The organism is Nodosilinea sp. LEGE 07088, assembly GCF_015207395.1.
Lineage (GTDB): Bacteria > Cyanobacteriota > Cyanobacteriia > Phormidesmidales > Phormidesmidaceae > Nodosilinea.
The window spans coordinates 1-19588 of the sequence record NZ_JADEWX010000118.1 but is presented as its reverse complement, the minus strand read 5'-3'; the positions used below and the strand labels follow the sequence as shown (position 1 = coordinate 19588).

At 56.5% G+C, this 19588-nt stretch carries 15 protein-coding genes and 2 pseudogenes; 11 read left to right on the top strand and 6 right to left on the bottom strand.

The window, feature by feature from the left end:
* Nucleotides 1-240 precede the first annotated feature (240 nt).
* Both ilvD and IQ254_RS33785 read left to right on the top strand, forming a co-directional pair.
* Nucleotides 241-1929: a dihydroxy-acid dehydratase gene (gene ilvD / locus IQ254_RS21240; protein ID WP_193968154.1), complete on the top strand. Its 1689-nt coding sequence runs from the start codon at nt 241-243 to the stop codon at nt 1927-1929.
* 390 nt (nt 1930-2319) lie between these two features.
* Entirely contained in the window at nt 2320-2712 is a 393-nt protein-coding gene (locus IQ254_RS33785) for a GFA family protein (protein ID WP_193968153.1), read from the top strand.
* 199 nt (nt 2713-2911) lie between these two features.
* Here IQ254_RS33785 and IQ254_RS21230 read toward each other — a convergent pair whose 3' ends face one another.
* The 3 genes and pseudogenes from IQ254_RS21230 to IQ254_RS33780 all read right to left on the bottom strand — a co-directional run.
* On the bottom strand, nt 2912-3724 hold the full coding sequence (locus tag IQ254_RS21230; RefSeq protein WP_228040961.1) for a hypothetical protein: 813 nt from the start codon (nt 3722-3724) through the stop codon (nt 2912-2914).
* A 42-nt stretch (nt 3725-3766) separates the two neighbouring features.
* Nucleotides 3767-5284, bottom strand: coding sequence for an aminotransferase class I/II-fold pyridoxal phosphate-dependent enzyme (locus tag IQ254_RS21225; RefSeq protein WP_193968152.1), 1518 nt, complete (start codon nt 5282-5284; stop codon nt 3767-3769).
* 100 nt (nt 5285-5384) lie between these two features.
* Nucleotides 5385-5480: pseudogene (locus IQ254_RS33780) on the bottom strand (AraC family transcriptional regulator); the annotation flags it as partial.
* A gap of 220 nt (nt 5481-5700) precedes the next feature.
* Here IQ254_RS33780 and IQ254_RS21215 point away from each other — a divergent pair.
* From IQ254_RS21215 to IQ254_RS21180, 8 genes and pseudogenes are all read left to right on the top strand, one after another.
* Entirely contained in the window at nt 5701-6264 is a 564-nt protein-coding gene (locus IQ254_RS21215) for a GNAT family N-acetyltransferase (RefSeq protein ID WP_193968151.1), read from the top strand.
* Between the two features lie 116 nt (nt 6265-6380).
* Nucleotides 6381-7265: a DUF4037 domain-containing protein gene (locus IQ254_RS21210; RefSeq protein WP_228040959.1), complete on the top strand. Its 885-nt coding sequence runs from the start codon at nt 6381-6383 to the stop codon at nt 7263-7265.
* Between the two features lie 217 nt (nt 7266-7482).
* Nucleotides 7483-7803, top strand: coding sequence for a CU044_2847 family protein (locus IQ254_RS21205; RefSeq protein ID WP_193968150.1), 321 nt, complete (start codon nt 7483-7485; stop codon nt 7801-7803).
* Nucleotides 7804-7806: 3 nt separating this feature from the next.
* Nucleotides 7807-12156 (top strand): HEAT repeat domain-containing protein, encoded by a 4350-nt coding sequence (locus IQ254_RS21200; RefSeq protein WP_193968149.1) that lies wholly within the window; start codon nt 7807-7809, stop codon nt 12154-12156.
* 29 nt (nt 12157-12185) lie between these two features.
* Nucleotides 12186-12425: a UPF0175 family protein gene (locus tag IQ254_RS21195; RefSeq protein ID WP_193968148.1), complete on the top strand. Its 240-nt coding sequence runs from the start codon at nt 12186-12188 to the stop codon at nt 12423-12425.
* Nucleotides 12422-12910, top strand: a complete 489-nt coding sequence (locus tag IQ254_RS21190) for a DUF3368 domain-containing protein (protein ID WP_193968147.1) — start codon at nt 12422-12424, stop codon at nt 12908-12910. The genes IQ254_RS21195 and IQ254_RS21190 overlap by 4 nt, the downstream gene beginning before the upstream one ends.
* A gap of 148 nt (nt 12911-13058) precedes the next feature.
* A pseudogene (locus IQ254_RS21185) lies at nt 13059-13151 on the top strand (VOC family protein); the annotation flags it as partial.
* A gap of 101 nt (nt 13152-13252) precedes the next feature.
* On the top strand, nt 13253-13540 hold the full coding sequence (locus IQ254_RS21180) for a DUF427 domain-containing protein (RefSeq protein ID WP_193968146.1): 288 nt from the start codon (nt 13253-13255) through the stop codon (nt 13538-13540).
* 41 nt (nt 13541-13581) lie between these two features.
* Here the strand turns inward: IQ254_RS21180 and ilvC are convergent, their stop codons facing one another.
* Complete coding sequence (ilvC, locus tag IQ254_RS21175; RefSeq protein ID WP_193968145.1) at nt 13582-14577, bottom strand: ketol-acid reductoisomerase; 996 nt, start codon at nt 14575-14577, stop codon at nt 13582-13584.
* A gap of 363 nt (nt 14578-14940) precedes the next feature.
* Here ilvC and alaS point away from each other — a divergent pair, with 363 nt between their 5' ends.
* Entirely contained in the window at nt 14941-17595 is a 2655-nt protein-coding gene (alaS, locus tag IQ254_RS21170; RefSeq protein ID WP_228040957.1) for an alanine--tRNA ligase, read from the top strand.
* Nucleotides 17596-17702: 107 nt separating this feature from the next.
* Here alaS and IQ254_RS21165 read toward each other — a convergent pair whose 3' ends face one another.
* Nucleotides 17703-18449, bottom strand: coding sequence for an SDR family oxidoreductase (locus tag IQ254_RS21165; RefSeq protein ID WP_193968144.1), 747 nt, complete (start codon nt 18447-18449; stop codon nt 17703-17705).
* Nucleotides 18450-18631: 182 nt separating this feature from the next.
* The gene (locus tag IQ254_RS21160; RefSeq protein WP_193968143.1) at nt 18632-19351 is read right to left on the bottom strand and encodes a GNAT family N-acetyltransferase; all 720 of its coding nucleotides are present in this window, start codon (nt 19349-19351) and stop codon (nt 18632-18634) included.
* Nucleotides 19352-19588: the final 237 nt, after the last annotated feature.

Below are 19588 nucleotides of genomic sequence, written 5' to 3'. Positions count from 1 at the left end.
TTTTCCCAACAGTCCGCCCACTCTACTTTTGTCTAAATTCATCGCCGCTAAGCTAGACTCCTGCCCCAGCGCTGGTGCACCTGACTTGGCGGCCTAGAAATCCAATCAAGAACTTAGGACTGCCCAGAAGGGGGAATGTTCTGCGAAAATTGAGAGTGCAGTTGTTGATCGTAGTCATTGGCATCAAGCTGAGCACCTGACATCTACTGCTCGACGAACCGTGAATTTAGGAAAATCAAGATGTCTGAGAACTGGAGAAGTAAAGTCGTTACCGAAGGCGTGCAGCGATCGCCCAATCGCGCCATGCTGCGAGCAGTCGGCTTTGGCGATGGAGACTTTCAGAAACCGATCGTAGGGGTCGCCAGCGCCCACAGCACGATCACGCCCTGCAATATGGGTATCGCCCCCCTGGCGATGAAAGCAGAGGCCGGGATTCGGCTCGGGGGCGGCATGCCCCAGCTCTTTGGCACCATTACCGTGAGTGATGGCATTTCCATGGGCACCGAAGGCATGAAGTATTCTCTGGTGTCGCGCGATGTGATTGCCGACTCGATCGAAACCGCCTGCAACGCCCAGAGTATGGATGGCGTCTTGGCGATCGGCGGCTGCGACAAAAATATGCCGGGAGCCATGATTGCCATGGCGCGGATGAATATTCCCGCCGTTTTTGTCTACGGCGGTACCATCAAACCCGGTCATCTGGAGGGCGAAGACCTGACCGTCGTGAGTTCCTTTGAGGCGGTGGGGCAGTACAGTGCCGGTCGCATTGATGAAGTGCGACTGATGTCGGTGGAGCGCAATGCCTGCCCGGGGGCGGGGTCCTGCGGGGGCATGTATACGGCCAACACCATGTCGTCGGCCTTTGAGGCCATGGGCATGAGCCTGATGTATTCCTCGACGATGGCGGCGGAAGATCCTGAAAAAGCCGAGAATACCGCCCTGGCCGGAAAGGTGCTGGTGGAGGCGATTCGCAACAATATTCGCCCCCGCGACATCATCACCCGCCAGTCGATTGAAAACGCGATCGCGGTGATCATGGCCGTCGGCGGCTCGACCAATGCAGTTTTACACTTTCTGGCGATCGCCCATGCCGCCGGAGTTGACCTGACCCTGGATGATTTTGAAACCATTCGGGCCCGGGTGCCCGTGCTGTGCGATCTCAAACCCTCTGGTCGCTATGTCGCCACCGATTTGCACCAAGCGGGCGGCATTCCCCAGGTGATGAAAATGCTGTTGAACCACGGCCTGATCCACGGCGATTGCCTCACCATTGCTGGCGATACCATTGCCGAGCGCTTGCAGTCCGTTCCCGACGAGCCCCGCGCCGACCAGGATGTCATTCGCCCCTGGGATCACCCCATGTACGCGACGGGACACCTGGCCATCTTGAAGGGCAACCTGGCCACCGAAGGCGCGGTCGCTAAGATCACCGGCATCAAAAAATCCCAAATTACCGGCCCCGCCCGGGTGTTTGATTCGGAAGAAGCCTGCCTCGACGCGATTTTAGCTGGCCAGATCGTGGCCGGAGACGTGATCGTCATTCGCTACGAAGGCCCCAAAGGCGGCCCGGGCATGCGGGAAATGCTGGCTCCCACCTCCGCCATCATTGGGGCTGGCCTCGGCGATGCCGTGGGGTTAATCACCGATGGCCGGTTTTCGGGCGGCACCTACGGCATGGTGGTGGGCCATGTGGCCCCCGAAGCCTATGTGGGCGGCGCGATCGCCCTAGTCCACGAAGGCGACTCTATCACCATTGATGCCACCGCCCGTTTGTTGCAGCTCAACGTGGCTGACGAAGAGTTGCAGCGTCGCCGTGCCCAGTGGCAAAAGCCTAACCCTCGCTATACCTCCGGCGTTCTGGCGAAATATGCCACCCTGGTTTCTACTAGCAGCCTAGGGGCCGTCACTGACCTCAACGTGTCGCCGTGATCGAGCCAGGGTAGGGGTGGGCCATCCGAATCGGCGGGTTCATTTGAATTAGATTTCAATGGCCAGGTCGGTCGCGTCGGTGAGCAGACTCATGACTACTGGGGTGGCCCAGGGAGCAAGGATGGGATCTACCACAGCACAGCAGAACTCAGCAGCAAGCGGCCCGTCTGGCCTGGGGATAGCTTACCGGTAAGCGGCTAAAACCAAAGTTCTCTGGCAACCGTAGCGGGCGATCGTTCCCAAGAGAACGCAGAGCTGCCTGGTTCGCTATCTGCTGCGTAGATTGTCGGCGACCAAAGCTATCGCCATAACAACCGAATTTAGCGATGCTGACATGCTTTCGGTTGCCCCCGTTAGAATGCAGGAAATGATTAATTGGACTCTCTAAATATGCAGGGTACCTGCCACTGTGAGCGTGTCACCTGGGTACTTAACACTGCCCCAAAATCTGTCACGGCGTGTAACTGCACTATTTGCCGCCGCTATGGTGTTCTCTGGGCTTATGGCTATATCGGTCATGACATCCACATAGCTGGCGAAACGGCCAGTTATCGCAGGAGCGACGGTGGGGCAATCGATTTTCATTTCTGCAGAAATTGCGGTTGCGTTACCCACTATGTGGCTACGAGGGCTGGTGAGGATGGGAGGCACTGGACTGCTGTTAATCTACGTCTCACTGAGCCAGAGTTAATAGCCCATCTGCCGATTGACCATTTCGATGACCTCAATAGCTTCGATGACTTACCGCGCGACGGCCGTTGCGTTTCGGATATGTGGTTTTGAGATCTACTGCGTCTGCTCGAACCAGTTGGTGCTTGGTAGAGGAAGTTCAGGCTATAGTAACCCGGCCGTCCGGGGTAGAGGTGTTGCTGTCACCCCATATCCCCGCGCTGCTGCTCACCGAAACCCCTGGAATCGGGTCGCCCGCCTGCCTAGAACGCCGGTACAGAAACCGGGTTTTTAGCCATACTGTACCGATGCTCTAGGCCAGCTCGCTAAAGACATAGACCATCGCCACCATGGCCAGCACCGTCACAATGGTGCCCGCAACCTCGACCCAGCCCGGGGTGCGGCGATGGGCAGGCCGCAGCCAAAAATTAAGCCACCGCACGATGCGCGGCATCACAATCAGAGTAAAGATGCAGGTGGTGATCAGATTGTTGGCCAGCATGGCGCTGGCCGGGTCCCAATCCTCAAACACCTCCAGGCGCTCCAGAATGAAGCCCTGCACCATGATGATCGGGTACAGCCCCAGCACCACCGCCAGGATTTCCTTCCAGGCTGGGGGGCCAAGGCCCGTCAGCTCTGCCCCCGACTGCTCACTAAACCAGCCTTCTAGGCCAGTTTCAAAGGACTTAAACTTGTAGGATTTGAAGATGTCTCGCCCCGTCTCTAGCAGTCGATCGCGATCGCTCGATTGCAGCCACTGCTTCAGCTGATTGGGCTGCTCAAAGTGCAGCACCGTGTACCACTTGAGGCAGTCGTCTGGCAAGGCCAGGGGCCGGTGGCGATCGGCCCGCACAAAGCCGTCAAACCTTCGCGCCGACCCCACCATGCGCCAATGCCAACCGCGAAACGCCCAGCTTTTGCCCTTGGGGACGATGTACTCAATCACCACGCTGGGCGCTGATGAATCACGGGTTTTGTCGGCTAGCCATTGGCGACCCAGGTGCTGAGCGGTGGTCAACCGCTGGCGCAGCTGATGGCCTAAACGACTCAGATGTTCTCTCACCGAACTCTGTAGAACCATGGCAGCGGGGCAACGGGGTAAATCTGGGGTGTATTCAGTATACATAGGGGGCTTGGGGGATGGTCTCACCCGCGTCTAAAGTCTATCTCAGGCAGGATGGCCCAGTTGGCTTTCAGCGGACGCTCTGGTCAACACCCTAAAGCTCGCCGGAGCGTCATCCCTGCCGCCAGTGATGTATCCTCCCTGCTGTTTGACCTGGGTGAGGTGGGCGATCGCCCCCGCCGTAATCGGCTCTCCCGCCACCACCGCTGGGATACCGGGCGGATATGCTGAGATTGTGTCGGCACTAATGCGCCCTACAGCTGTGCTGACTGCAACGGTTTCGGTGGTCGCAAAGAAGGCCTCACGGGGTGATACTGCCGGTATCAAATATTCTGTCTCCTCCGGCAGGAAGGACTGCGCTAAATCGCCGACAGCCTGCGGCACAGCTCGTTGCTGAGGGGCCTGCTCGGCCAGCACCTCAAAGCCTGCAATGCAGCGCTGGATATCCTCTCGACTATTGCCCAGGCTGACGATAAAGGTCAGGTGCCGCAGCTCTGGCAGTTCGGCGGTGACTCCCAACTCTCCATGGAGTATCTCATCCGCTGCCAATCCGGTTAGCCCCAGGTGCGACACATCGACCGTCAGCCGAGTCAGATCCAAATCGCTAACGCTGGGGCAAGCCTTCGCCGCCGGTTGATCAATCACCCGCAGATTGGGGATGGTCGCCAGCGCCGATCGCAGGTGCTGAGCTAAAGCCAGGGTGTCCGTTAACAAGGCCTTGCCCGCGATCGCCATCTGCTGGCGGGCGGCATCGAGCGAGGCCAGCAGCAGCGAGTTAGGGCTGGTGGATTGGGTCAGCTGGAGGGCCGCTTGCAGGCGATCGGGGTCAATTCGGCTGCCGCTGGTGTGCAACATCGCCGCCTGACTCAGCGCCCCCAGCACCTTGTGGGTCGATTGCACCACCAGGTCGGCCCCCAGGGCCAGGGCCGGGGTGGGCAGGTCGGGGTGAAAGGCGAAGTGCGGCCCGTGGGCCTCATCCACGAGCAGGGGTATGCCGTGGGCGTGGACGAGGGCGGCGATCGCCCCCAGATCTGAACAAATGCCGTGGTAGGTGGGCGACACCAGCAGCACCGCACGGCTGTCGGGATAATCGGCCAGGGCGGCGGCGATCGTCTCGGCCCTGACCCCCAGCACTAACCCCAGTTCTGGGCTGTAATCGGGAGTCACAAAAATCGGCATCGCCCCCGCCAACACCAGCCCCGCGATCACCGAGCGGTGGGCATTGCGGGGCACGATGATTTTGTCGCCGGGGCCGCAGGTGGCGAGCATGGCTGCCTCGATGCCGCAGGTCGAGCCATTGGCGAGAAAGTAGGTGCGATCGGCCCCAAATGCTGCCGCTGCTAACTCCTGCGCCTCCCGAATGACGCCCTCTGGGGCAAACAGATTATCTAACTCGGGTAGCTCCGGCAAGTCCGCCGCCAGAGCCCTCTCTCCCAATAGCGCCTTGAGCCGACTGGATGCCCCCTGCCCCCGCTTGTGGCCCGGCGCATAGAACGCCGCGTGGGGACGGCGGCTACTGGTTTGCAATGCGGAGATAATCGGCGTCTGGGTCTGATCGAGCATGGCCCTGCAAAATGTTTGGCGATCGAGCTACCTAGAAAATCCTTGCATTACAAGGTACATCACGAAGATCTATCAACTCCTTGTTAGAACGTGAAAACTTTTACTGTATACGACAGGCTTTCGGCGTCATCCCTGTCAGTTGCCGAAATTTACGGCCCAAATGGCTGTGGCTGTTAAAACTGCACTCAAGGGCGATCGCCCCAAACGCTACCCCGATAATTCTCAGCATTTGAGAGGGAGATTATACTGAATACGTCTACCTAATCACTTATATCGGGGTATTGGGCTGACGAATTTCCACCTATACACCCATATAGGGAATATAGGCCGATGTATTTCCACCTATATACCCATATAGGGGAGTTAGGTGGAATGTTTCCCTCTAAATAAGAGTTAGGCGTTGCTATGCTCCTCTCATGAACGAAAACCAAATCATGGAGTCTCTGCAATACATCAGTCCAGTTAGTGTGCGCGTACTCACTCCCGCCGATGCCGAGGCATACCGCTCCGTTCGTCTGCGTGCGCTTCACGAACAACCGCCTGCTTTCGGTTCGCTCCCCGAAGTCGAGCCAAACCTCTCCGAGACTGCCGCGAGACTTGCGGAAAGCGATGAGCGTTGCTTCTTTGGAGCATTTCAAGGCGAGCAACTCATCGGCATCATCCGGCTTTCTCGCTATTCAGCACCCAACGAGAAGCATCGTGCTTATCTTGCGGGTCTCTATGTCCTGCCTCCATTTCGTCGCCACGGTTGTGGACAGGCGCTTGTCCGCGAGGTGTTGAGTCGGGCAGCGAACGCTCCAGGCATCAGGAGGGTCAATCTAACTGTCGTGACCCAACAAAAGGCGGCAATCCGCCTTTATCAGTCGTTCGGGTTCCGCATTTACGGCACTGAACCGGAGACCTTTTCGAGAGATGGACAGTTTTACGACGAGCACCTGATGACCTTGGAACTCAACTCTGGCAATGACCGCAACGCCTAACAACCGTGTTGGAGCGGATTTACTCAAGCCCTTGGTGCATTGCAAACTTTTCTGGTAACCGCTCAACACGAACGTTAGCCTGCTGTGCGCTATGTTGTTTCGGCAGAAGAACTAGAATGCTCAACATGACTGAACACAGCGTATGGCGAATTTCGTTGGCTCACAAAATCGATCCTGCTTTCACTGCTAACCCTAAGGTCGAAGCATGTTTCGTATTTGGCTCGGCAGCATTAGGGATTTCAGACCAGTATTCAGACCTTGAACTAGCCTTTATCTGGTCATACCTGCCGTCCGTCGAAGAATTGCGAGCCACAGCACAAAATGTTGGTGTCAACGGATGGGAAATTGAGCCGTATGGGGAAGCGAAACAGGCGTGGCTGGAGCAGTTCTATATGAACGGTATGAAAGTCGAAGCAGGTCACTGGGCGAGAGAGACGATAGATAACGTCGTGATTGATGTTGTTGAACAGTATGATGTATCGCAAAACGGGCTTTTGTTTGAGAAGCAAGCGATCGCGTCTCATCTTCAACGCGCAGTGGTTCTTCACGGCAAAGACATCATCAAACAGTGGCAAAATCAACTTTCTCCTTATCCTGAAGAACTTGCTGTTGCAATGGTTCAAAAGCATCTGAAATTCCGACCATTTGATGGTCAACACATCTTGACCGACCGCTGTGAGATCCCGATGCTGTACGAAAATAACTGTGCCATTGTGCGATGGCTTCTCAACATGCTGTTCGGGCTAAACCGCATTTATCATCCCGGTTTCAAGTGGACCCGTTACTTTGTGGAAGAAATGAACATCAAACCGTCTGATTTTTTTGCGCGGTTGGAGCGAGTTTTTCAATCTGATGCTGCAAGCGGAACCCGTGAGTTGCGACAACTCGCGGACGAAACGTTCGACCTTGTAGAGCAGTGCTTACCGCAAGTTGACCTCAAGCAGCAACGTGAAACGTTCAATCGGCTTTATCCGAGGTGGAAGTTGCCTGTTAATGGTTAACTTAACATCCATCAATAACAGGCTAACAATCCGCTTGCACACCGACCGTATAGAGATAGATGGTTGAGTCCGAGAGGCTACTAGCGGCGGGTGAAGCGGGTCGTTAGCTGGCTCCGCATCGAGTCCTTGCACTCGTCCTTGAAGGTCATCAGCGATGGGCTAGGATCAATACGGTGTCCGTCTAAGCTATTCATTCAGTCCAGGGAATACATCACAAATGACCTTTGCAGAATCTCGTAGTGATACCGTTCCAGTGCAGCTTCCCAATGGGGCTGTCGTAAAGGTTGAGGTGTCCAGTACGGGGCGGGAAGATGTGGGGTTTGATGTGAAGCAGTTTCAGCCCGTTGCCGATGCAATTGAGGGGGTAGTGCAGATGATTGCCGCTCCGATCCAGAAGGTGAAACCCAAGAAGGCGACGGTGAAATTTGGCATGGAACTGGCGCTTGAATCTGGGCAATTGACGGCAGTGATTGTAAAAGGTTCTGGCAAAGGAAATTTAGAGATTACCCTGGAATGGGAAGCACCGACAAAGGAGTAAGCCTTGCCCCCGCTAGAGGATCTGCTGCAACAGTGTACGGTCAAGATCACTGTCCCCGGTGGTTGGGGGACGGGATTTTTTGTGGCACCGGGGTTGATTTTGACCTGTGCCCATGTGGTACGAAAAGCGGCTGATTCGCAGGTCACTGTTTCCTATCCAGCGTGGCAGCAACCTCTGTCGGCGATTGTAAAGGCGAAAGCAGACGATGGTAAAACGCTCGACTTGGCTCTCGTTGAACTCTCTGAGCCGTCGTTTGATCATCCTTGTGTCCTGCTGGATGAGGAGCCAGTTGCGATCGGTCAAACCCTGTATAGCTATGGCTATTTAGAGTCCTATACCAATGCGGCTCCCGTGCGCCCAGTTAATGAAGGGTTGACGGGAGACACGCCACCCCTACTCAAACTGCAAGGCGCACAAATTGAGAAAGGGATTAGTGGTGCGGCATTGCTTAACCTCAAGTCAGAGAAGGTTTGCGGCATGGTCAAGGAAACCCGTGCTGCTGGGTTTGATTTGGGCGGTGGGGCGATTCCAACCCGTGTGATTCTGGAGCAGTTTCCTGAGCTGCGGGAGCTTCAGCAGCAGTTTCATGGGGGCGACCCTTGCGGTAACGGCAAAGCCGCGCGCCGCTGGTTAAACCTGATTACGCAACCTGAAATTGATTTTCAGCCCTACTTGAATTCCATCGTCACCACCTACGTAAAGTGGCAGCAATATTACACGCTGACCCATGCGGAAGGCAAGCAACGGCAGGTGGAGGAATCAGCACCCCCGACGTTTGATTTTGGGTTTGACTTTGGGTTGATGGTGCAGACAGTGCTAAAGGAGGAGCGCGAACAACCGCAGCAAGAGAAGCCAGCGAAAGAAAGGGTCGAACGATTTTCGGTATTAGATGGCTTGCGGAAGTACGCCCTGGCGCAGAAGCCGGAGCCTGTGCTGTTGGTTGGGCGACCGGGTTCGGGCAAGTCTACTGCCTTGGCAAAGTTACTGTTGGAAGAGGCGATAGCCCAGAAATCGGAGGCTTTTAAACCCTCCAACTTTTCGCCTTCGCCTCATGTCCCGATCCTGGTGGAACTGCGGTATTGGCAGGGTTCTCTCTCTGACCTGATTCACAATGCCATTACTCGGCACGACCTGGCGCTCAAAGCTGTGCCTCTGGAACGGTTGCTGACCAATGCTTTGCTTCTGTTTGATGGGGTGAATGAGTTGCCTTCGTATGAGGCGCAAACTGAACTGAGCGCCTTTCGCCATAACCACCCCAACCTACCGATGATCTTCACCACGCGGGATTTGAGCCTGGGGGGAGATTTGGGGATTGAGCGCAAGCTGGAGATGTTGCCGCTGACAGAACCGCAGATGCAAGCATTCGTCCGGGCGTATATTCCAGAGCAGGCAGAGGCGATGCTGCGGCAACTCAAGGATCGGTTGAGAGAGTTTGGGCAAACACCGCTGCTGCTGTGGATGCTGTGCGAAGTGTTTCAACAGGCTCCTAATCACCAATTGCCCTCAAATCTGGGTGGTGTTTTTCAAGCCTTTACCCAGATGTATGAAACAAGCAGTGTTCGTAAACACGAAGTTGCCCTGCTGAAAGGCGATGTAAGACCCCTGAGCGATCGCCGCCTGTGGAAAAAAGCGTTGATGGCGATCGCAGCCATCATGATGCAGGGAAAAACACCCGTTGATTTTCGAGTGGCAATTCACCGAGATGAAGCCGAAAGAGAACTCAATAGAATTTTCCCAACCGAGACATTCCCAGTTCGAGACATTTTGGATGACTTGCTTAAGTACCACTTGCTGCAAAATCGCAGCGCTGATCAAATTGAATTTCGCCACCAATTGCTTCAGGAATATTACGCGGCGGAATACTTGCTTCGACTGTTGCCAAACATGACCGATGACCAACTGAAGCAAGATTACCTCAACTACCTGAAGTGGACAGAACCTCTGGCGTTGATGTTGGCGCTGGTGGATAGTGAAGCGCAGGCCATACGGGTGGTGCAATATGCGTTACAGGTGGATTTGAGGTTGGGAGCACGGTTGGCAGGCGAGGTGAGTCCAGCATTCCAGCAGCAAACCATCCAGTTTGTTGAAGCTTTGAAAGTGCCAACTTGGTTGAAGGTTCAACTTCTGGAAGAGACACAATCGGCATTTAGTATTACGGGTTTGCTCGAAGCGATTGAAGATTCAGACTTCAATGTGCGTAGGAGTGCGACTGGGGCGTTAGGGAAACTGAATTCTGAGGAGGCAATTCCAGGTTTACTCAAAGCGCTCGAAGATTCAGACTTCAATGTGCATGAGAACGCAGCTAAGGCTTTAGGAAAGCTGGGTTCCGAGAAGGCGATTCCAGGTTTGCTCAAAGCGCTTGAAGATTCAAATCTCAATGTTGCTAGAAGTGCAGCTCAGGTATTAGGGGAACTGGGTTTCGATGCCGCAGTTCCAGGACTCCTCAACGCGATCAAAGGTTCAGACTATGATATGTGCTTGAGTGCGGCTGGGGCATTAGAGAACCTGGGTTCCGATGCGGCAATTCTGGGGCTGCTCAACACGCTCGAATCTCCAAACCGCTATGATCGCGGGATTGCGGCTGTGGCCTTAGGGGAACTGGGTTTCGATGCCGCAGTTCCAGGACTCCTCAACGCGATCGAACATTTAGAAGATTATGAGGTGCGTAGGAGTGCGGCTCAGGTGTTAGGGAGACTGGGTTCCGATGCCGCAATAACATGGATGTTCAAAGCGATTGAACATCCACACTCCTATGTTTTCTGGAGAGCGGCTGAGGCATTGGGAAACCTAGGTTCCGAGGCTGCGGTGCCAGGGCTGCTCAACGCGCTCGAATGTCCACACGCCGAGGTGCGTAGGAGTGCGGCTGAGGCGTTGGGGAAACTGGGTTTCGAGGCTGCAATTCCAGGATTGCTCAACGTGATCAAAGATTCAAACGACTCTGTGCGTAGGAGCGTGGTTGGGGCGTTAGAGAAACTGGGTTCTGAGGCTGCAATTCCAGGACTCCTCAAGGCGCTCGAAGATTCAAACGATTCTGTGCGTAGGAGTGCGATTGGGGCGTTGGGGAAACTGGGTTCTGAGGCTGCAATTCCAGGACTCCTCAAGGCGCTCGAAGATTCAAACGATTCTGTGCGTAGGAGTGCGATTGGGGCGTTGGGGAAACTGGGTTCTGAGGCTGCAATTCCAGGACTGCTCAACGCGTTTAAAGATTCAAACGATTCTGTGCGTAGGAGTGTGGCTGAGGCGTTGGGGAAACTAGGTTGCAAGGCTGCGATTCCGAGTCTAATCGATGCCCTCAAAGATTCAAACGTCTCTGTGCGTGGGAATGCGGCTGGGGCATTAGGTAAACTGGGGTCTGAAGCTGCAATTCCAGGACTCCTCAAGGCGCTCGAAGATTCAAATGGCTCTGCGCGTGGAAGTAGTGCGGCTGAGGCGTTGGGGAAACTGGGGTTCGAGTCCGCGATTCCTGGGCTGCTCAAAGCGCTCGAATGTCCACACGCCGAAGTGCGTAGGAGTGCGGCTGGGGCGTTGGGAACGCTGGGTTCTGAGGCTGCAATTCCAGGACTGCTCGAAGCGCTCGAAGATTCAGATTACTCTGTGCGCAGGAGTGCGGCTGGGGCGTTGGGGAAACTGGGTTCTGAGGCTGCAATTCCAGGACTGCTCAACGCGCTCGAAGATTCAGATTACTCTGTGCGCAGGAGTGCGACTGAAGCGTTAAGCAACCTCGCCAAGAAGCACCCAGAAGCCTCGGCATCCCACCTGCCTCACCTTGTTCGCTTAACTCCCACGACGGCGGGGCCACATTCCGATCTCGTTATCCTTGAGATTCAAGGTAACTGCAAGTTCTACAACTACGAAATCTTTCAGACCCATCTAGCCGCGCATGAAGCTGAGCGCCAAACCTGCCCAAATAGCGATAGCAACGCTATTACCATACAAACTCTGGAGAGATTAACCATCATGACCGATCAAGCCCCGATCTTCAACCAGCAACACGCTACTATTGGCGTGAACTATGCGGCTGAAGGCAGCACCATAGAATTTACTCAGCACACCAGTTCTTCCGAGCAAATTTTTGAGATTCTACTCACCGACTACCAGCAATTTATTCAGCAACTCCAGCAGAAATATCCCAACTTGGCAGACCCAACCACCGTTCCACAAATTATCGAAGTTGAAGCAAAACTCATCGAAGCTCAAGATCAAGAGCGCTGGCAAAATTTTCTCAACCTTAAACGACTTTGGAACGGCAGTAAGAAAGCAGGCATCAAAGTTGGCGAACACTTTGCCGAAAACAATGTCTGGGCAAAAGGTGCGGTCGCATTTCTCGAAGGTGTCAGCGAAGATGCGAAATAACAATCATTCAACTCAACGGGCTCAAAACCATGCAAATTACCATCGACCTGCCTGATAACCTAGCCCTTACAGAAGCAGACCTGCGCCGAGAAATGGCGATCGCGCTCTTTCAGCAAAACTATGTCAGTCTTGGTAGAGCCAGCAAAATTGCCGGAATTTACATTACGGACTTTCAAAAACTGCTGGCAGATCGCGGTATCTGTGTTCACTACGATGTGGAAGACCTTGAGCAGGATGTTCAGCACCTGCGCGATCGGGGTTGGCTATGATCGTTGTCAGCGATACTTCTGCCCTTTCAAATCTTGCCCTTGTTCATCACCTTTGGTTGCTAGAAGCCATTTACCAAACGGTGATCATTCCTGACGTGGTTGCCAACGAACTGGCAGCAGCCAGCAATCCCACTATCTCAGCCGTTCTCCAACTGACCTGGATTCAAACCCAATCCCTCACCAACTCTCAACTTGCTGACCAACTACAACAAGACCAGGGACTGGATGCTGGAGAGGCCCATGCTATTGCACTAGCACTTGAGCTACAAGCCGACGACCTACTCATTGATGAAAGATTGGGACGACAAGAAGCTATTCGGCTTGGGCTTTCTATCATTGGTATTCTGGGTATTTTGCTCGTGGCTAAACAAAGGAGCCTCATCCCTCAAGTTCAACCCATCATGGATGCCTTGATCAACCAGGCTGGCTTTCGCATTAGCCCCCAGCTATATCAGCGTATCTTAGTCCTTGCTCAAGAGCCTTAGTATTGGTGAAGGATAAGCCGAGATAGTCTGTGGAGAAAGCCAGCTAACACTGCGTGGCAGATGACGGACGAAAGCTGCTGGTGTCGAGTTCAAGGTGATCTGCCGCCGCACAACTTCACCGTTACCCCGCTGGAATGGAGAAAATTCTATGCAAAAAATCGTCCCTTGTTTGTGGTTCAACGGTGATGCCGAGGCAGCGGCTGAGTTCTATGTCTCGCTGCTGCCAGATTCGCGCATCGACCGTACTGAACCAATGCTCTAGCCGCCCCACTCATCGCCCCTCCTGGAGAAACCCAGAGGCTGAAACGCTATAGTCTGAAAGGACAATCTGGAGAGTATCCCATGGCCAAAGTCACCTGGAACGGCGTTGTACTCGCTGAGAGCGACGCCTGCGAAGTCGTGGAAGGCAACCAATACTTCCCCCCCGACTCGCTGAATATGGACTACTTCAAGCCCATTAGCAAAACCACCGGCTGCCCCTGGAAAGGCACCGCCAGCTACTACGACATCGTGGTCGACGGCGAAACCAATGCCGGGGCCGCCTGGTACTATGCTGAGCCCAAGCCTGCCGCCAGCAACATTAAGGGTTACGTGGCGTTTTATCGGAACAAGGTAACGGTAGAGGCCTAAACCGGCGTAGGGGCACAGCAGTGCTGTGCCCCTACCATTACCTAGGCCTTCTTCAGCCAGCTAAACATCGCCCGCAGATCCTTACCCACTTCTTCGATCGGGTGCTCGGCTTCGCGGCGGCGCATGGCGGTGAACCCGGCATTGCCCGACTGGCTTTCGAGCACAAATTCGCGGGCAAATTGCCCGGTCTGAATTTCCTTCAGCACCCGGCGCATTTCGGCCCGGGTTTCGTCGGTGATGATGCGGGGGCCACGGGTGTAGTCGCCGTACTCGGCGGTGTTGGAGATGCTGTCGCGCATTTTGGCCAGACCGCCCTCGACCACCAGATCCACAATCAGCTTGACTTCGTGGAGGCACTCAAAGTAGGCCAGCTCCGGCTGGTAGCCCGCGTTGACCAGGGTTTCAAAGCCCGACTTGATCAGCTCGCTGAGGCCGCCGCAGAGCACCACCTGCTCACCGAACAGGTCGGTCTCGGTCTCTTCTCTAAAGGTGGTTTCGAGAATGCCGGCGCGGGTGCCGCCGATGCCCTTGGCGTAGGCCATGGCGCGATCGCGGGCCTGACCCGTGGCATCTTGATAGACGGCAAACAGACAGGGCACCCCCTGGCCCTCCTGGTAGGTGCGGCGCACCAAGTGACCGGGGCCCTTGGGGGCCACCATCACCACATCCACATCGCTAGGAGGCACGATCTGACCGAAGTTGATGTTAAAGCCGTGGGCAAACAGCAGCACGTTGCCCGCTGTCAGATTGGGGGCGATCGCTTCTTTATAAATCGTGCGCTGCACCTCATCGGGCAGCAAAATCATCACCCAGTCGGCCAGCTTGACGGCATCGGCCACGGGCTTCACCGTCAGCCCCTCGGCCTCGGCCTTAGCGGTGGAGCGACTGCCTTCGTAGAGACCCACAATCACGTTGACGCCGCTGTCTTTGAGGTTGAGGGCGTGGGCATGGCCCTGGGAGCCATAGCCGATAATGGCCACGGTTTTGCCGTTGAGCAAATCTAAATTGGCGTCACTGTCGTAATACATGCGGGCCATGGGGTTCTCCTTGAAGTGGACGAGCGGTGGTGTTTTGGTCGCAAGCTCTTGATTCTATCAAACTAGGGGTGGCAAGCCCAAATGCTCTGACTGTGTCAAGTTACTTAAAGTGGGCAAAGGGTTTAGCGGCAAGTCTCCCGTGGGGCAGGCTGTAATCGCTGCGACAAAAAAATGGTGCAGTAGACTTCGCAATCTGCAATCATCGGTCAAAATAGAAGTTCAGCTCCGATTGATTCCCCTGCTGCTAACGGCTTAATCTGGCAGAGATCCGCTAGCGGGTGCCTCCGCAAAGCGATGCACCCTGCGGCTGACTCCCCCCCCTACCCATCCACTCCCCTACCCATCCACCCTTCCCTCCGTCCCATGGCACAGTCCCCCATCTCCACCGCCACCACGATGACCGGCGCGCAAATTCGCCAGACATTTCTGGAGTTTTACGCGGCGCGGGGCCATGCCATTAAACCCAGCGCCTCGCTGGTGCCGGAAGACCCCACGGTGCTGCTCACCATTGCGGGCATGTTACCCTTCAAGCCGATCTTTTTGGGGCAGCGTCCGGCGGATGTGGATCGGGCCACCACCTCCCAGAAATGCATTCGCACCAACGACATCGAGAACGTGGGTCGCACGGCGCGGCACCACACCTTCTTTGAGATGCTGGGCAACTTTAGCTTTGGCGACTATTTCAAAGAGCAGGCGATCGCCTGGGCCTGGGAACTCTCTACCGAGGTGTTTAAGCTACCGCCCGATCGCCTGGTGGTGAGCGTGTTTCGCGAAGACGACGATGCCTTTGCCATCTGGCGCGACCAGATCGGCATCCCCGCCCACCGCATTCAGCGCATGGATGAGGCCGACAACTTCTGGACCTCTGGCCCCACCGGCCCCTGCGGCCCCTGCTCTGAGATCTACTACGACTTTCACCCCGAGCTGGGCGACGACCACATCGACCTGGAGGATGACTCGCGCTTTATCGAGTTCTACAACCTGGTGTTTATGCAGTACAACCGGGATGCTGAGGGCAGCCTCACCCCGCTGCAAAAGCAGAACATCGACACCGGCCTGGGCCTGGAGCGCATGGCCCAGATTTTGCAGCAGGTGCCCAACAACTACGAAACCGACCTGATTTTGCCGATCATTCAAACGGCGGCAGACTTGGCCGGGTTGAACTATAGCCAGTGCGATGAAAAAACTAAGGTCTCGCTGAAGGTGATTGGCGATCACGTGCGGGCCGTGGTTCATATGATTGCCGACGGCATTACCGCCGCCAATGTGGGCCGGGGCTACATTCTGCGGCGCTTGATTCGTCGGGTGGTGCGCCACGGGCGGCTGATCGGCATTGAGGGGGCCTTCACCAGTAAGGTGGCGGAGACGGCGATTCAGTTGGCGGCAGAGCCCTTCCCCAATACGCGCCAGCGCCAGGCTACCATCCAAGCCGAGCTCGATCGCGAAGAGGCTCGCTTTTTGGAGACCCTGGAACGGGGCGAAAAGCTGCTGACCGACATTCTTCAGCGCGAGAGCCAGTCTCAGACAAGGCAAATTGCGGGGGCCGATGCCTTTGTGCTCTACGACACCTACGGGTTTCCCCTGGAGTTGACCCAGGAAATCGCCGAGGAGCAGGGGCTGACGGTGGATGTAGCCGGGTTTGAAACGGCGATGGAGGCCCAGCGCCAGCGCTCCAAAGACGCTCACGAAACCATTGACCTGACGGTGCAGGGCAGTCTCGACAGTCTGGCCGAGCGCATTCACTCGACGGCGTTTTTGGGCTACCAAGACACCAGCAGCACCAGCCAGGTGGAAGCGCTGCTGGTCGGCGGTGAGTCGGTGGCGGCGATCGCCCCTGGGCAGGAGGTGCAGGTAGTGCTCAACCAGACGCCCTTCTACGCTGAGTCGGGCGGTCAAGTGGGCGATCGCGGCTATTTGTCGGGCGACGATGTCGTCATTCGGGTTCACGATGTCAAAAAAGACGGTGATTTCTTCGTCCACTTTGGTCGGGTCGAGCGGGGAACGCTGGCGGTCGGCGATCAGGTCACGGCCCAGATCGATCGCACCTGTCGTCGCCGGGCCCAGGCCAACCACACCGCCACCCACCTGCTCCAGGCGGCGCTAAAAAAGCTGGTCGATCCCGATATCTCCCAGGCGGGCTCGCTGGTAGACTTCGATCGCCTGCGGTTTGACTTCAACTGCCCCCGCCCCCTCACCGCCGAAGAAGTGCAGCAGGTCGAAGAACAGGTCAATGCCTGGATCGCCGAAGGTCACCAGGCGGATGTGGACGTGATGCCCCTCGATCAGGCCAGGGCTAAGGGGGCGGTCGCCATGTTTGGCGAAAAGTATGGCGCTGAGGTGCGAGTGATCGACTTCCCCGGCGTGTCGATGGAGCTGTGTGGCGGCACCCACGTCAGCAACACCGCCGAGATTGGCCTGTTCAAGATCATTTCTGAGGCCGGGGTAGCCGCCGGGGTACGCCGCATTGAGGCGGTAGCTGGCCCCGCCGTGCTGGAATACCTGAACGTGCGCGATGCCGTGGTGCGCGATCTGAGCGATCGCTTCAAGGCCAAGCCGGAGGAGTTAACCGAGCGCGTCACTACCCTGCAAACCGATCTCAAGACCGCCCAAAAAGAGCTGGATGCCCTCAAGTCTGAGCTGGCGGTGCTCAAGTCGGATCAGCTTTTAGCCGGGGCCGAAGCGGTGGGTGCGCTCAAGGTGATCGTGGCTGAGCTAGAAGGCGTCAGCGCCGAAGCCCTCAAGACCGCCGCCGAGCGTCTGCTGCAAAAACTGGGGGCCGGGGCGGTGGTGTTGGGCTCGGTCCCCGAACCCGAGAAGGTCAGCCTGGTAGCAGCCTTTAGCCCCGAGGTAATCGAGCAAAAGCTCCAGGCGGGTAAGTTCATCGGCGGCATCGCCAAAATCTGCGGTGGTGGTGGCGGTGGGCGACCCCACCTGGCCCAGGCGGGCGGGCGTGATGCCAGCAAGCTGCCGGAGGCGCTGGAGAGCGCTAGAGAGCAGTTGATCGAGGCGCTAGGTTAGCTCTTTAAGAGTATCTGGCTTATTGCTCTACCTCTGAAGATACAAGGGGTATAGCATGCTATGCCCCTACAAACTGGGGGTATTCAGGCAGGATTTGGGATTACAGGTTATTTACCCCCAGCAACATCGATCAACGTCCCGGTTGTATAGGAAGCCTCGGTCGATAATAGCCATAGCACCGCCCTGGCCACCTCAATCGCTTGACCACCCCGCTGCATGGGCACAGCGGCTTTGATCCGCTCAAGCCGATGGGGCTCGCCACCGCTGGCATGAATCTCGGTATCAATAAACCCGGGCCGCACGGCATTCACCCGAATCCCTGCTTCGGCTACTTCCTTGGCCAGACCCAGGGTCAGGGTATCGATCGCACCCTTAGAGGCCGCATAGTCAACATACTCACCGGGGGAACCCAGCCGCGCCGCCACCGATGACACATTGACGATCGCACCGCCGTTGCCACCGTGCTTCGTCGACATCCGCTTCACCGCTTCTCGGGCACAGAGAAAACTGCCTACCACGTTGGTCGCCAGGACGCGATGCAGCCGGGCCGCATCCATATGCTCCACCCGCATCTGCTGCTCTAAAATGCCCGCGTTATTCACCAGGGCGGTCACGGTACCCAGCCGTTGATCGACGGTTTCAAACAAATGGATAACGTCTTGCTCAACGGCCACATCTGCCGCCACGGCGATCGCGCGCGCCCCGACCTGGGTAATCGCATCGACAACCGCCTGGGCCGCCATTTGGTGATGCCGATAGTTAACGCAAACGGCATAGTCTCGCTCAGCAGCCAGCCGCGCGGTGGCCGCTCCAATGCCGCGCCCGCCGCCGGTAATCACGATGACGTTTCCCATGGCTGTGCATTCTCACTTATAAGGTTTGGGGTCAACCGGGGTGGCATCGGCGCGGATTTTGGCAAAAGCTTGGCTTTCAAATCGTTGGCGTATGGCCCGATGCCAAGGGGCCAGGGCAACCAGACATCATCCTAGCCAAGTCACGGCAGTCAGGATTGTGAACTGGAACAGGTTGCCCAAGCTCAATGCTCGTCGCCGTCGTAAATCCACATGGGCTGGGTTTGGCCCGCTCGGGTAAACCCACACTTTTCATAGAATGCGATCGCCTCTCCATCCGCCACCAGCATCTGCATCTGCATGTCGGCATAGCGCTGCTTCAACCGGGTCATGATCTGGTGGCCAATGCCCTGGCCCTGATAGGCCGGGGCCACCAGCAAATGGGGATAGTAGACCACCAAAAACCCATCCGAAATCTCGCTGTTGAACCAGTCCTGGGACCCGGTGGCCAGCCAGGGGCCGAGCACGGCGGCGATCACGCCCCCGGCAATCACCCAGGAAATGGCCTGGGAGCGCCAGGCGTCATCGGCCACATCGGCGGCGGCAAAGCGGTAGTAGCTAACGAAACTGTTGGCTACCCCCAAGCACCCCATGGCCAGGGTAAATAGCCAAAAGTGGGCGATCGCCAGGCTGTAGATGGCAATGCCGCCGCCGCCGATGCCGATCAGCGTTCCCACTAAAAACCCGTTGCGCCGCCCAAGGCGCTGCATCAGCAGCGACGCCGGAATCGTCGTCGCCATGGTCGCGATCTGGCGTACCGCCAGGGGTAGCGTGGCCAGGGCTTTATCGGTCGCCAGGGCGTAGCCAATCAGCGCCGCCGTGGTGATTAAGACGGTGTTGGTAGTCATGGCCAGGGCCTGGCAAAGGGCCAGCACGGCAACCTGAAATCTCGCAGCAGTCATCATCAAAGGGCTTAAAAAACCTGGGCCTAGCACGGCAGTCCAATTTGAACGATTCAAGCGGTGCATGGTTGCTGCTGAAATATATCCACCGTTCTGGATCGCTTGGCTCCCTAGCTCCCCTTGTATGTTGAGAGAGAAGTAGTGCTAGACCGTATCCCCTAGGCACGTGATCGTCATAGTCCGTGGAGCAGCGAGGGTCGGCCCTACGATTCATCCTCTGAGAACTCGAAAAATCGCCTG